We start from the raw sequence: 14225 nt of genomic DNA on the forward strand, positions 1-14225 counted from the left end.
GGAGCTGGTCCGGCGGCTCGATGATCTCGACGCACGTCCCTGCGCGCGACGGATGCGTGCGTTGCTGGACCCCGAGACGCCCCGGAGCCCCGAGCGCTACCGCGTCCTGGAGGACCTGCGTCAGACCGTGGTCGAGGCCGCTGTGGCAGGCCCGGTGATGCTCGTGCTGGAGGACATGCACTGGGCCGGTCGGTCGACCCAGGACTTCGCGGCGGCGCTCTCCCGTACCGCACGCGGCCGGCTGCTCTTCGTGCTCACGGTTCGCAGCGACGATCTCCATCGCCGACACCCGGCGCGGCGGACGCTTGCCGAGATCGGCCGGGTCCCCGGCGCTCGGCGGGTCGATCTGGAGCCTTTGGACCGCAACGGCATCGCGGGCATCGTCGCGGCGAGGACAGGTGGTGCTGCCGACCCGGCCGTGGTCGGCTCGGTGCTGACCCGCTCGGAGGGGAACCCGCTCTACGCCGAGGAGCTCCTGGCCGCCGGCCCGGAGGCGATTCCCGCACATCTGTCCGACCTCTTGCTGGCGCGGGTCGACGCCCTACCCGACGGGCCGCGCGAGCTGCTCCGCGTCGCGTCGGTGGACGGGACGCGCGTGGACATCGACACACTCGCGGATGTGGCGCGCATCGACCACACGCAGTTGGACCCTTTCCTTCGGGAGCTGCTCGACGCGAACCTCCTGCGCGGGACCGGCGACTCGCTCGCGTTCTGGCACGGTCTGCTGCGAGAGGCCGTCTACGACGACCTGCTCCCCGACGAACGCACCCGGCTCCACGGAGAGGTGGCAGGGATCCTCCAGGCGAGGGTCGACACGGATCCGCAGCCTGGTCTGGGTGCGCTGAGCCGGTTGGCCTTCCACTGGTCGGCCGCGCGTGACTTGCCTCGTGCGCTGGAGGCATCCGTGCGCGCGGGGCACGCCGCCAGAATGGTGAACGCCGCCGAGCAAGTCACCCACTTCGAGCGCGCACTGTCCGTGTGGGATCGGGTGCCCGACGCCGAGGCTGTCGCAGGCCGAACGGGGATCGAGCTCACGGTCCTGCTGGGCGAGGCGGCGATGCAGCAGCAGGACCTCGAGGGGTGGTACAGGCACACGCGGCGAGCGGTCGACATGCTGGAGCCCACCACGGATCGGCTGGTGGCCAGCCGGGCCTACTCGGCTCTGGGAGCCTGCGCGTTCTTCATGCCGGACCCCCTCGGCGCCGAGGAGTCGATCCGCCTCGCCATCGAGTACGCCGGCGACGCCCCGACCGAGGAACGGGCCTGGGCCCTGGTCGCCCAGACCCAGCTGCACAACCGGAACGACCGTGCGGAGGCGGCCTTGGAGGCTGCGGATCACGCGATCGAGGCCGCCAGAGCCGCGAACTCGACCGACCCCCTGACCTGGGCCCTGAACGGCAGGAACATCTCTCTGGCGTACCTGGGCCGCCTGAACGAGGCGTGCGCAGGTGGGGAGGAGGTCATCTCGCTGGCGCGAAGTGCGGGCATGTCCGGCGTGGCACTCGATCGTGCCGTCTGGTTGGCCTTCATGTTGATGGACTCCGGTCAGGTCGCCCGGGGGATGGCCCTCGCTCAGGCGGCGTACGACGAGGCCCTTGCCGCCGGTCTGCTCGCGTCCGCCGCGCGCTGCGGGGATCCGATGGTGACCGGTCTCATGTGGCAGGGCCGCTTCGACGAAGCGGAGACGCTGCTCGAGGAGGTCCGGGAGCTCGGTCTGGGAGAGGGCGCGTGGCAGGGCCTTCGTGGGGAGCTTTCCCTGGCGCGTGGTGACGTCGGGTCGGCCACCGTCGTGATGCCAAGGACCGCAGAGGTTGCAGCATCCGGCAGTCGTCACCCCACCGAGGGCGAGGTTCTCAGAGAACTGCTGATCGCCGCCCTGAGCGAGGACCGCCACAGGTGCCTCGAGGTCGCCCGGTCGTACCTCGGTCTGCTGGACGCCTGCGACTCACCGTTGGTCGCGGCTTCCGCTGCGCGGATCGGCTTCCAGGCGCTGGCCATCGCAGACTCCACCCCTGACGCGCAGTCTGCGCTCCTCCTCAGCCAGGCAACCCGTCAGCTGGAGAGGGCGCGAGGTCGCCTGACCGATGAGTGGCACAGCAGTTCCTCCGGTGTGCAGCTTGCCCTCGCGGAGGGGTACGCCGCCAGAACCACTCGGAAGTCCGGCGTCGAGCATTTCCGTGAGGCCGCGATGCTGGCTCGCCCGTTCGGTTCCTTCTTCGCGCTGGAGCCCCGGCTGGACCTGGCGCAGGAGCTGTTGGCCAACGGTGGTCGCGACGAGGGTCGGGAGCTCCTGGTGGACTGCTGGACCGCCGCACGCGACATGGGTGCGCGAGGGCTCGAGCAGCGGGCGTTCCGGCTCGCCGCCCGCGCGCGGGTGCCGCTCCCTGAGTCGGCCACCAGCGAGGGACCGTTGAGCCGGCTGACGCCCCGCGAACGGGAGGTGCTCGACCAGCTCGCCACCGGTGCCACGAACAAGGCGATCGCGGGGGATCTGTTCATCAGCGAGAAGACCGTCAGCGTGCACGTGTCGAACCTCCTGGCCAAGCTCGGCGTCGAGAACCGCGGGGCCGCTGCCGCTCTCGCTCGGACCTTGGTCGGGTGACGGGAGATGTACGTCGCGGGGTGGATCCGATGAGCAGAGTCGCCGGTACCTCCGTTCTGCTCGGCCGGGAGCGGGAACAAGCCGAGCTGTACGACGCCCTGTCGCTGGCCCTGAAGGGCGACCCGCAGACGGTTCTGGTGAGCGGGGACGCCGGGATCGGCAAGACGACCTTGGTCGCGGATCTGGGCCGGCGAGCCGAGGAGCTCGGGGTCGGCGTGTTCCTGGGTCACTGTCTCGACATCGACGCCGGCATGGCGTTCGCCGCTGTGATCGAGGCTGTGCGTGAGCTGGTCGCGGGGCTCGAGGACCTCGACTCCCGACCGTACGCGCGCCGGATGCGTGCCTTGCTGGACCCCGAGACGCCGGGGAGCCCCGAGCCCTATCGCGTGCTGGAGGACCTCCGGCAGACGGTCCTCGAGGCGGCCGCCGTGGGCCCGGTGCTGCTGGTGCTGGAGGACATGCACTGGGCGGGACGGTCGACCCAGGACTTCGCGGTAGCGCTCTCACGCAGGGCACGCGGCCGCCTGCTCTTCGTGCTCACCGTGCGCAGGGACGATCTCCACCGCCGTCACCCGGCTCGGAAGACCCTCGCCGAGATCGGCCGCATCCCCGGCGCCCGGCGGGTCGACCTGGAGCCTTTGGGCCGAGACGGTATCGCCGGCATCGTGGCCTCGATCACCCAGAGCCCGCCCGATCCCGCCGTCGTACGGTCCGTGCTGGATCGGTCGGAGGGCAACCCGCTGTACGCCGAGGAGCTCGCGGCCGCCGACCCACATGCGATCCCCGAGCATCTGTCCGACCTGTTCCTGGCCCGGGTCGACGCGGTGAGCGAGGAGTCGCGGGAGCTGCTCCGGGTCGCCTCGGTGGATGGGACGCGCGTGGACGTGGACACGCTCGCGGAGGTGGCGGGGCTCGACCACGCGAAGCTGGACGCTCTCCTCCGCGAGCTGCTCGACGCGAACCTCTTGCGGGGAGCCAAGGAGTCTCTGGCGTTCCGGCACCCACTGCTGCGCGCGGCCGTGTACGACGACCTGCTCCCCGACCAACGCACCCGACTCCACGCACAGCTCGCCACGATCCTCCAGGCATGGGCCGACGCGGACCCGGAGCCTCGACTGTCGGCGTTGAGCCGGCTGGCGTTCCACTGGTCCGCCGCGCACGACCTGCCGCGGACCCTCGAGGCATCCGTGCGAGCCGGGACGGTGGCGTGGAGGATCGGCGCAGCCGAGGCCTTCACACACCGTGAGCGCGCGCTGTCCTTGTGGGACCGGGTCCCGGACGCCGAAGCCCGGGCCGGCTCCACCAAGGTCGAGCTCGTCCTCTCACTGGCCAGGGTGGCCTGTGACCAAGGGGACCTCCAGCGCTGGCACGAGCTCAACCGTCGGGCCGTCGACATGCTCGGGCCCGACACCGACCCCAAAGGGGCGAGCCGGGCTCACTCCGCGTTCGCCATCTCAGCCATCTTCAACGACGAGACAGTCGAGGCGAGGGAGGCGATCCGGCTCGCCGTCGAGTACGCCGATGACTCCCCGACCACGGCGCTGGGGCGTGCCCTCGGTGCCCAAGCACTGCTGCACAACATCAGCGGTCGGTTTGCGGATGGCCTGGATGCTGCGGATCGAGCGATCCAGGCGTCCAGGACCGCGGGGGAGCTCGATTCCGTGCTACGGGCGCTGATGTTCAGGTCCGATGCTCTGCTGCTGCTCGGTCGCGTGACTGAGTCCTGCGTCGCTGTGGAGGAGATCATCGACGGGGCGCGGAACGCCGGGATGGTCGAATGGACACTCGAGTCTCTCGGCCTCCTGGCGAGTCGGCTGATGGAGTCGGGTGAGGTCGCGCACGGGATGTCCGTTGCCCGTGCCGGCTACCGCGAGGGTCTGGCGGGGGAGCTCACCATCCAGTCGACCTGTGGGGAAGGCATCGTCACGGCGCTGACCTGGGCGGGCCGTCTCGAGTCGGCGGAGACCGTGCTGGAGGAGCTCCGCGGACTCGCTCTGCCGAGGGCTCGCTGGCGACATCTGCAGGGAGAGCTTTCTCTCGCGCGCGGTGACGTCGAGCCGGCAACCAGCGCGGTGCCCGGGACCGCGATCGACCGGGAGCTGGCCAGGCGCTACCCGGATGATGTCGGAGTGCTGCGAGAGCTCCGGCTCGCCGGGCTTCGCGACGACGGGCCGAGATGTCTCGAAGTGGCGGAGTCGTTCCTGAGTCAGTTGGAGGACTGCGACTCCGCCTTGCTCGCCGCCTCGGCTTCCCGGATCGGTCTCCACGCACTGACCATGGCGCGGTCCGCACCAGGAGCGGGCACCGCAGGGCTGCGCGAGCGTGCCGACAGGCAGCTGGAGAGGGCACGCTGCGGCCTCACCGACGAGTGGCGCGGCAGCTACTACGGAGTCCAGCTGGCGCTCGCCGAGGCCTACGCCGTGAGGCTCGCGGGTGGGTCGGCCGTCGAGCAGTTCCGCGAGGCGGTCGTACCGGCCGTGGCGTTCGGTGAGTTCTTCGCCCTCGAGCCCCGGCTGGACCTGGCGCAGGAGCTTCTGGCCAACGGTGGTCGCGACGAGGGCAAGGAGCTGCTCGTCGACTGCTGGACCGCGGCGCACGACATGGGTGCGCGCGGTCTCGAGCAGCGGGCGTTCCGGCTCGCCACCCGCGCGCGGGTGCCGCTCCCTGAGTCGGCCACCAGCGAGGGACCGTTGAGCCGGCTGACGCCCCGCGAACGTGAAGTGCTCGACCAGCTCGCGACCGGTGCCCCGAACAAGGCGATCGCGGGCGCCCTGTTCATCAGCGAGAAGACCGTCAGCGTGCACGTGTCGAACCTGCTGGCCAAGCTCGGGGTCGAGAACCGCGGCGCGGCCGCCGCTCTGGCCCGGGAGCTGGTCGGCTGACGCGGACTACCCCGTCCAGTCCTCTCGCAGCAGGGCGTAGGTGACACCGTCGATCCACCCGTGGTCGCGATGCAGGGAGTCAGCGCGGCTGTGGGCCTCGCGGGTCATCCCGAGCCGGTCCATCACCCGCAGGGAGGGCGCGTTGTCGGCGAAGGCGTTCGCGGTGAGGCGGCGTACGCCGAGGTCCTCGAAGCAGATCCGCACCAGCTCGACCATCGCCTCGGTGGCGTACCCCTTGCCCTGGTGGTCCGGCGACAGGCACCAGCCGATCTCGGCCTGCGCGTCCTTCCCGGCCGCCTTCACCTCGGCCTGTGTCCACGCATCCTCGACATGGACGTAGAGGTCACCGATCACCGACCCGTCGACCTCCATCACCAGCATCCGGTCGACCGCGCCGGACCTGCCCAGGTGCAGCAGCCACTCGTCGTACGACGTGGGCAGGTCGGGCATCCACTCGGCCACGTCGGGCAGCGAGCGGACGGCGAAGACGGCGGGCAGATCGGCGGTGGTGGCGGGGCGGATGGTGATCCGGTCGGTACGTCGGGGCCAGGAGATCCGGTCGAAGGTCACGCCGCCACCCTCTCGACCGGCACCGGGCCGGTCAACGCGGTTTCGCGCGCCACTCCTCGGCGAGGACCGCGGCCTCGACCCCGTCCACCCAGCCCAGGTCGCGATGCAGGGAGCCGCGAACGGTGCGGCCCTCGATCCGCATCCCGATCTTGGCCATCACCCGGAGCGAGGCGGCGTTGTCGGCGAACGCCCCGGCGACCACGCGGCGCAGGCCCAGGTCCTCGAAACAGATCCTCAGCATCTCCGCCGCAGCCTCGGTGGCGTACCCCTGTCCGACGTACGCCGGGTCGATCAGCCACCCGATCGCCGCCTGGCTGCCGTCGGCCCGGTCTCGCACCTCGACCTGTGAGTACGGCGTCTCGACGCCGAGGAACAGGTCGCCGATGATCGTGGCGCCGAGCTCGATCACCAGCGTCGACGTGAGGCGCTCGGGCGTGCCGTAGCGCTCGACGTAATCCTGGTACGACGCCGGCCGTCCGGTCAGCCACTGGGTCACCTCGGGGATCGCCCGGATCTCGTAGAGCCGGCCGAAGTCGTCGGGCGTGACCGGCCGGATCAGCAGCCGCTTCGTGCGCACCGGCCAGGCCACCGGCTCGAACGGCCTCGGCCTCGGAGCCGGCGTGGTCTCGCTCATGCGGTCACCCTGGACGGGGTGGCGGCGCCGGGTCAATCGACAACTACCCTGCTTGCGTGAAGACCTTCGAGCAGCTGTGGGTCGAGCTGGCCGACAAGGCCGAGCACCGGCCGGCCGGGTCCCGCACGGTGGCCGCGCTCGACGCCGGTGTGCACGCGATCGGCAAGAAGCTCGTCGAGGAGGCCGCCGAGTCCTGGATGGCGGCCGCGCACGAGACCCCCGAGCGCACCGCCGAGGAGCTCAGCCAGCTGCTGTACCACGCGCAGGTGCTCATGCTCGCGTCCGGACTCACCCTCGACGACGTCTACGCTCACCTGTGAGAACCCCATGACCACCTCGACATCCGTGCAGCACGACCTGCTCCGCATCGCGGTCCCCAACAAGGGGGCGCTGACGCAGTCCGCCACCGACATGCTCCGCGAGTCCGGCTATCGCATCCGCCAGGACACCAAGGAGCTGACCCTCGTCGACACCGAGAACGGCGTCGAGTTCTTCTACCTGCGCCCACGCGACATCGCGTTGTACGTCGGCGAGGGCACCCTCGACGTCGGGATCACCGGCCGCGACCTGCTGCTCGACTCCGGCGCCAAGGCCGAGGAGGTGCTGGGGCTCGGCTTCGGCCGCAGCACGTTCCGGTTCGCCGGCCCGACCGGCCGCTACACCGACGTCACCCAGCTCCGGGGGGCCCGCATCGCCACGTCGTACGTCGCGATCGTGCGGCAGTACCTCGCCGAGCACGGCATCGAGGCAACCGTGAACCGCCTGGACGGCGCGGTCGAGTCCAGCGTCCAGCTGGGCGTGGCCGACGTGATCGCCGACGTGGTCGAGACCGGCAGCACCCTGGGCCGAGCCGGCCTCGAGATCTTCGGCGAGGCGATCCTGGAGTCCGAGGCGGTGCTGGTCACCCGGGCCGGCGCCGCGCCGATCGGGCTCGACGTGTTCCGACGGCGGCTCGAGGGCGTGATGGTCGCGCGGACCTACGTGATGATGGACTACGACATCCCCGAGAACCGGGTGGCCGGGGCCGTCGAGATGACGCCCGGCATCGAGAGCCCCACGGTCTCGCCGCTCCATCGAGAAGGGTGGGTCGCGGTGCGTGCGATGGTCCCGCGCGCCGACGCCCACCGCGTGATGGACGAGCTGTGGACCATCGGGGCCAGGGGAATCCTGGTGACCGACATCCATGCCTGCCGTCTCTGAGCCCCCGATCCCGCACACCTGGCGTCCGCTCGGCGTGCGACTGGCCGTCGTGTTCTTCGGCGGCATGCTGCTCGTGGTCTGCGTGGCGGGCTGGATCGCGGTCGGGCCCGAGGTGCGCGGCCGGGTGACGCCGTACCAGCAAGCGACGGTCGCGCTGTTCGCCGTGGCGGGAGCAGCGGTCCTGTGGGCGCTGATGCGGTGCCGGATCACGGCCACCGAGCAGGGCCTGCTCCTCGTCAACGGCTACCGGCGCCACTCCTACGACTGGCCCGAGGTGCTCGCGGTGCACATGCCGAGGGGCGCGCCGTTCGCGGTCCTGGACCTGGCCGATGGCACCAGCATGCAGACGCTGGCGATCCAGTCCGCCGACGGCGATCGGGCCAAGGTGGCGGTGCTCCAGCTGAGGATGCTGCTCGAGCGCACCGCCGCGCAGTCACTCGAGCGCCCGGATCCCCCAGGAGACTGATATCTCGTCGCCCGGCTGCCCCGCCGGGGCGAGGGTGACCAGGTCGCGACCGCTGCGGAACGCATCCGGTGGCGCCGTCATCGGCTCGACGGCCAGTGCCTGCCGCGGCGGGTCCCACCCGTCGTCCGCGCTGAACACCATCAACCACGGGTGGTGCCGGTCGACCCACAGCGCTGCGCCCCGGCCCGTGGCCGGGTCCCGTACCCAGGTCGTGGCGACACCGGCAGCGTCGCGCTCGAGGTCGCCGAACGCGTCGTCGAGCCGGGTGTCACGCAGCGGACGCGCCACCCGGAAGTCGTACGGCGTACCGGCGACGTCCTCCTCGGCGACCGGCAGCATCCGTTCGTCCGAGAGCAGCCGGAGCGACGCCGGGAGGGTCAGCTCCCAGTCGTCCACCGGACCGGAGCCCGCGGTCAGGTACGGGTGGGCGCCCGAGGCGTACGGCGCAGCCCGGTCGGCGAGGTTGGTCGCCGTCTGGGTGACCGTCAGCCCGTCGGCCGACAGGTCGTAGAGCACGTGCAGGTCGACCGTCCATGGATAACCGGACTGCGCCATCAGCCGGTAGCTCAGCGACACCGAGCTCACGGCGTGCTCCTCCGGTGTCCAGGCGGCCCAGCGGACCAGCCCGTGGGACGCGTTCTGCCGGGCGGGCTCGGTCAGGCCCAGCTGGAGGTCGCGACCGTCGAAGGTGTACCTCCCGTCGCGGATCCGGTTCGGCCAGGGCATCAGCAGCTGTCCGCGGGCGGCCGCCGACATCTCGCGCTCGCCGAACCCGTGCAGCAGGGGCCGACCGTCTTGCTCCAGGACGCGCAGCGTCGCGCCGCACTCGGTGACGACCGCGCGATAGCCGCCGGCCGCGATCTCGAACTGGTCTCCGGACGGCACCGTCATGGGGCCGGACACTAGTCCGCCGAAGGCCCGGGCAGCACGCTCTGTCCGATCTCGCCGGGGTTGTAGGCGATCTCCCACCGGACGCCGTCACGGTCGGCGAAGTAGCCGGTGTAACCACCCCAGTCGCGCTCGACGGCCGCGCCGACGTCCGCTCCGGCCGTGCGGGCCTCGGCGAGCACGGAGTCGACCTCCTCCCGGGACGCGACGTTGTGGGCGAGCGTGAACGGGGGTACGCCGTCGCCCCGGCCGATCGCGCCGACCTCGGCCTCGAAGTGGGTCTCGTCCCACAGCGAGAGGATCAGGTGCGTGCCGGCCCGGATCATCACCACCTCACCGGGCACGTCGAGCTCGGGCGCCCAGCCGAGCCCGTCGACGTAGAACGTCCGCGTGGCGGCCAGGTCGCGGACGGCGAGCGTGACGAACGAGATGCGCGGCTCCATGACCCGACCCTGGCACAGCCCGGATCACCCGTGCCGCGAACCGACCCGCCCGTCGAGGACGACGTCGGCCCGCTCCCGCGTGCGTTCCCGGGCGAACAGCGCCTGCTCGTCCTCCGCCCACTGCCGCCAGACGTCGGCGACGGAGTCGCCGTCGCGCTCGAGACCACGGGCCATCCGCAGCTCGAACGGCACCTCGACCCACGCGAGCACGGTCGTCAGGTCCGCGAACGCGCTCGCCCCGGACCCGACTCCCTCCAGCACGAGGAGTGGAGCCGGCGAGACGAGCACGGTCTCGGCCCAGGCGTTGCCCGGCCAGTCCCAGCGTCGGTAGGAGCCGGACGAGCCCACGGCGATCGGGCGGAGGAGCGTGCCCAGCTGCTCGTCGACACGCCCGAGCCCTCCCCAGCCCTCGAAGAGGTCGTCCATGTGGACGACCGCGGCGCCTCCGGCCAGCGAGGCGATCTCCGCGGCCAGTGTCGTCTTGCCCGACCCTGCCGGTCCGTCGATGCAGATCAGTCGGCCGTTGCCGAGCGTGGGCGGCCGCGATCCGGCCAGCTTCAGGACGCGTGCCGCGTTGCTCACGTCAACATCACGGCAGCATCACGGCGACATCACGGCTGGTCACCACGCGTTCCCGCAGCCCCGGTACGTCGGCACCTCGTCGACGAACTCGTCACCGGCCAGCAGTCGGACGGTGTTGGTGTGCTCGAACAGCTCGCCGGACTTCGCATGCCGGAACCACACCAGGTCGCCGATCCGCAGCAGAGCCGCGGGGTGCCCGGTCAGCGGGGTCTGCACCTCGCCGGCGCCCTCGAGCGAGGTGAGGTGGAGGCCGGGCGGCGCCCAGGGGATCGGCGCCCGGTCGTCACCGCTTGCGCCCGAGGCGATGTAGCCGCCGCCGTGCACCGTCGCCATCGCGGCCGTGGGGTGCCGCGTGACGGGCAGACCGTAGAACGCGGCCGGGCGTGGGGCGAACGACTGGTAGTGGTCGAACAAGCCGGGCACCAGCAGTCCCGACCCCGCTGCGATCTCCGTGACGGCGGCGTCGGCCGACGTGGCCTCGACCGACCCGGACCCGCCGGCGTTCCAGAACTCCAGCTTCACCAGCTCGGTCAACCGGTCTGCGATCACGCGCCTGCGCTCCGCCAGCTGGCTCATCGAGGCGGCCTTGAGCCGTCGTACGACCAGCGACCGGGCGCGCTGCGACGGCACGTCGTCCGGTACGCCCGCGACCTGTCCCTCGTACGTCATCACCCCGACCAGCGCGCACCCGGTCCGCTCGCTGATGTGCCGGGCGAGCCGCACGACGTCCTCGATGTCGTGGACGGGGGAGCGCTTGGGGCCGACGTGCTGGCCGCCGAGCCGCAGTCCGGCATCGATGTCGAGGGCGACCCGCACCCGTACCGCGTGCGACGACCGGACGGAGTCGACGACGTCGAGCTGGGCGACGTCGTCGACCATCAGGGTCACGTGCGAGGCGGTGGACGGGGAGGCGACCAGCTCGGCCAACGCCGCGCGGTCGACCGTCGGGTAGGCGATCACCACGTCGTCGGTGATGCCTTGGCGCTCCAGCCACATCGCCTCCCGCAGCGTGTAGGCGAGCACGCCGTGGAAGCCGGGGTTCGCCAAGGCACGCTCGATCAGAGCGGGCACGCGCACCGACTTCGACGCCAGCCGGATCGGCTTGCCGCCGGCCCGGCGCGCGAGGTCGGCGGCGTTCGCATCGAACGCGTCGAGGTCGACGACCATCAGGGGAGTGGGCGGCGGCGGGTCGAGGGCGGCGACCGCTGCGGAGAGCCGCGCCCACAGCCGGTTCCGGGCGACGTGGGAGTCGCCCGTCGTGCCACGACCCATCAGGAGATGCCGCGCTTCTTGAGGATCGCCTGGATCTCCGCCATCTCGTCGTCGATGAGCGGGTCGCTCTTGGTGACCGGACCGACCGCCTTGGGCTGGTCAGCGGGCTTCTTCTTGGCCTTGGCCTTCGGCTTGGGGTTGACCCGCCGAGACACCATGTTCGCGCCACCGATCAGGACGAACGCCACCACGAAGACGATCACGCCGAGCCAGACGGTCGGGCTGAAGACCAGCCGCGTGAACCAGTGCGTGAACGCGTCGGTGACCTCGCCGAAGACCTCCAGCAGGCCGGTCATCCATGCGGCAAGAGGCAGCAGGGTGAACCCGGCGGCCCGGACGGCTGCGGTCACGCCGCGATGACGCAGCGCCCACCAGGTGTAGATGCCCCCGAGCACCGTCAGCGACAGCGCCAGAGCACCCCAGGAGACGTTGTCCACGACTCCAGCATGACACGATCGTCGGCATGCCCGAGACCGGACCGATCCCCGACCCGGGCTTCGCCGGGGACGACGGTCGGGCCGACCCCGCACTGCGCGCCGCCCTCACGGCGTACGCCGCAGACCCGGGGAGTCATTTGGCGGTCTTCGCGGCCCTGCAGGGCACCCGTGTCCTGGTGCCGGTCGTCGCGGTCCTCGGCGAGGTCGAGCCGGACGGTGCCGGACTCACCCACGACAAGAGCAGCGAGATGGCGACCGCGCTGCTCACCGGGCGCGACGGGCGCCGGGCCCTGCTCGCCTTCAGCGGGCTGGACACCCTGGCTGCCTGGCGCGGCGATGCCCGACCGGTACCGGTGACCGCGGCTCTCGCGGCGCGGTCGGCCGTGGAGGAGGGCGCCGAGGCGTTGGTGCTCGACGTCGCCGGGCCTACGACGTACGCCGTGGAGGGTGAGCTGCTCGACGGCCTCGCCCGCGGCTGGACGCTCGCGCGGACGGACGGCGGGCTGGCGTGGGTCGAGTGAGGACGTTCCGAGCCGGCGGCGCCGTGACGGAACGGCGGGGCGAGCCGCAGCGAGCTCGCTGGCAGGGCGGCCTGACGTGGAATAGGCGCCCGTCGGCGCGAGTTGTTATCCTTGTCACCGACCGATCGGGGTCGCTGCCGTGATGGAGGCGGGCCCGGTCCGACAAGTGGAGGCTCACTCCCACCCGCACCGACCGAGCCAGGTCGTCGGGTCCGGTCCGCACCAGACGGTGTGTGACACCTGGTCACAGGTGTTCGCCCACCCCGGTGTGATCCAGGAGCCCCCACGCGTCGCGCGGGGGCTCTCGTCGTATGAGGGCAGGCCCCTCGCCGGCACAGGGTCACCCAGCCGCACGACATTCCCGACACAATGGAGGACACATCAGCACCGAGCTACGCATCAACGACCGGATCCGCGTACCCGAGGTTCGGCTCGTCGGACCCAACGGCGAGACCGTCGGCATCGTCCCCACGGGCGAGGCCCTCAAGCTCGCCCAGGAGGCCGACCTCGACCTGGTCGAGGTCGCCCCGATGGCACGGCCGCCGGTCTGCAAGCTCATGGACTACGGGAAGTTCAAGTACGAGAACGCCCAGAAGGCCCGTGAGGCCCGCCGGAACCAGACGAACGTGATCATCAAGGAGATGAAGCTTCGTCCCAAGATCGACCAGCACGACTACGAGACCAAGAAGGGTCACGTCGTGCGGTTCCTGAAGGCCGGCGACAAGGTCAAGATCACCATCATGTTCCGCGGCCGCGAGCAGCACCGTCCAGAGCTGGGCTTCCGGCTGCTCCAGCGGCTGGCCGAGGACGTCACGGAGCTCGGCTTCGTGGAGTCCTCACCCAAGCAGGACGGCCGCAACATGATCATGGTGCTCGGGCCGCACAAGAAGAAGGCCGAGGCGAAGGTCGAGATGCAGGCCGCGAAGGCCGAGCGGGCCGCCGCCCGCGCCGCCGACGAGGCCGAGGAGCGCGAGGAGCGCATCGCGCACAACGCCGGGCACGCCGTGGCCCAGAAGAAGGAACGCGGTCGCAGCGAGAACTTGGATCCCGAGATCGAGGCCTGAGCGAAGCGAAGGGCTCGATCGAGAAGAACGAGGGTTGATTTCCGATGACCCAGAACGGCACCACGGAGATCGAGGCCTGAGTGGAGCGAAGGGCTCGATCGAGAAGAACGAGGGTTGATCTCCGATGACCCAGAACGGCATCGAGAACAACGAGGACACACCCAGGATTTCGGGGACTCAGCCAACGCACCCAGCCACCACCTGAGTCCCCACCAGCACGACGTAAGGACGCACCCACCGCGACCACACGCCGTACCACGAAGGAAGAGGAACGATGCCGAAGAACAAGACGCACTCCGGCGCGAGCAAGCGGTTCAAGGTGACCGGCACCGGGAAGCTGCGACGGATGCAGACCGGCCGGAAGTCCGGCGCTGCGTTCGCCTCCGCCCCGACCACCGGCAGCCGCAAGAAGCACCGTCAGAAGAGCGGGATGGTGGACGTCGCCCCCGCCGATGTGAAGGCCGCCAAGAAGCTGTTGGGCCGCTGACACCCTCGACCACCCGCCACCCAAGGAGTAACGAAACATGGCACGCGTCAAGCGGGCAGTGAACGCCCACAAGAAGCGCCGGACCACCCTCGAGCGCGCCAGCGGCTACCGCGGCCAGCGCTCGCGCCTGTACCGCAAGGCCAAGGAGCAGGTCACCCACTCGCTGGTCTACAGCTA

16 protein-coding genes are annotated in these 14225 nt (G+C 71.0%); 9 read left to right on the plus strand and 7 right to left on the minus strand.

Annotation, left to right across the window (positions count from 1 at the left end; genetic code table 11):
• Together VGJ24_RS05985 and VGJ24_RS05990 are read left to right on the plus strand one after the other, a co-directional pair.
• Nucleotides 1-2602: helix-turn-helix transcriptional regulator (locus VGJ24_RS05985; RefSeq protein WP_331499594.1), on the plus strand; the 2602-nt coding region annotated here is incomplete at its 5' end.
• Between the two features lie 29 nt (nucleotides 2603-2631).
• Complete coding sequence (locus tag VGJ24_RS05990) at nucleotides 2632-5484, plus strand: helix-turn-helix transcriptional regulator (RefSeq protein ID WP_331499595.1); 2853 nt, start codon at nucleotides 2632-2634, stop codon at nucleotides 5482-5484.
• Nucleotides 5485-5490: 6 nt separating this feature from the next.
• Here the strand turns inward: VGJ24_RS05990 and VGJ24_RS05995 are convergent, their stop codons facing one another.
• Together VGJ24_RS05995 and VGJ24_RS06000 are read right to left on the minus strand one after the other, a co-directional pair.
• Nucleotides 5491-6054 carry a GNAT family protein gene (locus VGJ24_RS05995; RefSeq protein ID WP_331499596.1) on the minus strand — a complete coding sequence of 188 codons (564 nt, stop codon included), beginning with the start codon at nucleotides 6052-6054 and terminating at the stop codon, nucleotides 5491-5493.
• Between the two features lie 31 nt (nucleotides 6055-6085).
• Nucleotides 6086-6688 carry a GNAT family N-acetyltransferase gene (locus VGJ24_RS06000; protein ID WP_331499597.1) on the minus strand — a complete coding sequence of 201 codons (603 nt, stop codon included), beginning with the start codon at nucleotides 6686-6688 and terminating at the stop codon, nucleotides 6086-6088.
• Nucleotides 6689-6744: 56 nt separating this feature from the next.
• Here VGJ24_RS06000 and VGJ24_RS06005 point away from each other — a divergent pair, with 56 nt between their 5' ends.
• Genes VGJ24_RS06005 through VGJ24_RS06015 form a run of 3 tightly spaced genes read left to right on the plus strand, consistent with a single transcriptional unit; the run spans nucleotide 6745 to nucleotide 8354 of the window.
• Nucleotides 6745-7008, plus strand: a complete 264-nt coding sequence (locus VGJ24_RS06005) for a phosphoribosyl-ATP diphosphatase (RefSeq protein WP_331499598.1) — start codon at nucleotides 6745-6747, stop codon at nucleotides 7006-7008.
• Between the two features lie 7 nt (nucleotides 7009-7015).
• Nucleotides 7016-7888, plus strand: a complete 873-nt coding sequence (gene hisG, locus VGJ24_RS06010) for an ATP phosphoribosyltransferase (RefSeq protein ID WP_331499599.1) — start codon at nucleotides 7016-7018, stop codon at nucleotides 7886-7888.
• The gene (locus VGJ24_RS06015; RefSeq protein ID WP_331499600.1) at nucleotides 7872-8354 is read left to right on the plus strand and encodes a PH domain-containing protein; all 483 of its coding nucleotides are present in this window, start codon (nucleotides 7872-7874) and stop codon (nucleotides 8352-8354) included. Before hisG ends, VGJ24_RS06015 begins: the two co-directional genes overlap by 17 nt.
• On the opposite strand, the gene VGJ24_RS06020 is transcribed toward VGJ24_RS06015, so the two are convergent.
• From VGJ24_RS06020 to VGJ24_RS06040, 5 genes are read right to left on the minus strand one after another with little or no spacing between them, the layout of a single operon-like run.
• A complete protein-coding gene (locus VGJ24_RS06020; protein ID WP_331499601.1) occupies nucleotides 8322-9245 on the minus strand; it encodes an aldose 1-epimerase family protein in 924 nt (307 codons plus the stop codon). The two genes, VGJ24_RS06015 and VGJ24_RS06020, sit on opposite strands and share 33 nt — an antisense overlap.
• 11 nt (nucleotides 9246-9256) lie before the next feature.
• Nucleotides 9257-9685, minus strand: coding sequence for a VOC family protein (locus VGJ24_RS06025; protein WP_331499602.1), 429 nt, complete (start codon nucleotides 9683-9685; stop codon nucleotides 9257-9259).
• Between the two features lie 24 nt (nucleotides 9686-9709).
• Nucleotides 9710-10267, minus strand: coding sequence for a 4-amino-4-deoxy-L-arabinose transferase (locus VGJ24_RS06030; RefSeq protein ID WP_331499603.1), 558 nt, complete (start codon nucleotides 10265-10267; stop codon nucleotides 9710-9712).
• 39 nt (nucleotides 10268-10306) lie between these two features.
• The gene (locus tag VGJ24_RS06035) at nucleotides 10307-11539 is read right to left on the minus strand and encodes an amino acid deaminase/aldolase (RefSeq protein ID WP_331499604.1); all 1233 of its coding nucleotides are present in this window, start codon (nucleotides 11537-11539) and stop codon (nucleotides 10307-10309) included.
• The gene (locus VGJ24_RS06040; protein WP_331499605.1) at nucleotides 11539-11976 is read right to left on the minus strand and encodes a hypothetical protein; all 438 of its coding nucleotides are present in this window, start codon (nucleotides 11974-11976) and stop codon (nucleotides 11539-11541) included. The genes VGJ24_RS06035 and VGJ24_RS06040 overlap by 1 nt, the downstream gene beginning before the upstream one ends.
• Nucleotides 11977-12002: 26 nt before the next feature.
• Here VGJ24_RS06040 and VGJ24_RS06045 point away from each other — a divergent pair, with 26 nt between their 5' ends.
• The 4 genes from VGJ24_RS06045 to VGJ24_RS06060 all read left to right on the plus strand — a co-directional run.
• Nucleotides 12003-12497 (plus strand): SseB family protein, encoded by a 495-nt coding sequence (locus tag VGJ24_RS06045; protein WP_331499606.1) that lies wholly within the window; start codon nucleotides 12003-12005, stop codon nucleotides 12495-12497.
• Nucleotides 12498-12808: 311 nt separating this feature from the next.
• The gene (gene infC / locus VGJ24_RS06050) at nucleotides 12809-13561 is read left to right on the plus strand and encodes a translation initiation factor IF-3 (RefSeq protein ID WP_331499608.1); all 753 of its coding nucleotides are present in this window, start codon (nucleotides 12809-12811) and stop codon (nucleotides 13559-13561) included.
• Between the two features lie 274 nt (nucleotides 13562-13835).
• Nucleotides 13836-14048, plus strand: a complete 213-nt coding sequence (locus tag VGJ24_RS06055) for a bL35 family ribosomal protein (protein ID WP_331499609.1) — start codon at nucleotides 13836-13838, stop codon at nucleotides 14046-14048.
• Between the two features lie 37 nt (nucleotides 14049-14085).
• The coding region (locus VGJ24_RS06060) for a 50S ribosomal protein L20 (RefSeq protein ID WP_331499610.1) at nucleotides 14086-14225 on the plus strand (140 nt) is incomplete at its 3' end.

This window comes from Nocardioides sp. (assembly GCF_036493135.1).
In the GTDB taxonomy this organism is placed as follows: domain Bacteria; phylum Actinomycetota; class Actinomycetes; order Propionibacteriales; family Nocardioidaceae; genus Nocardioides.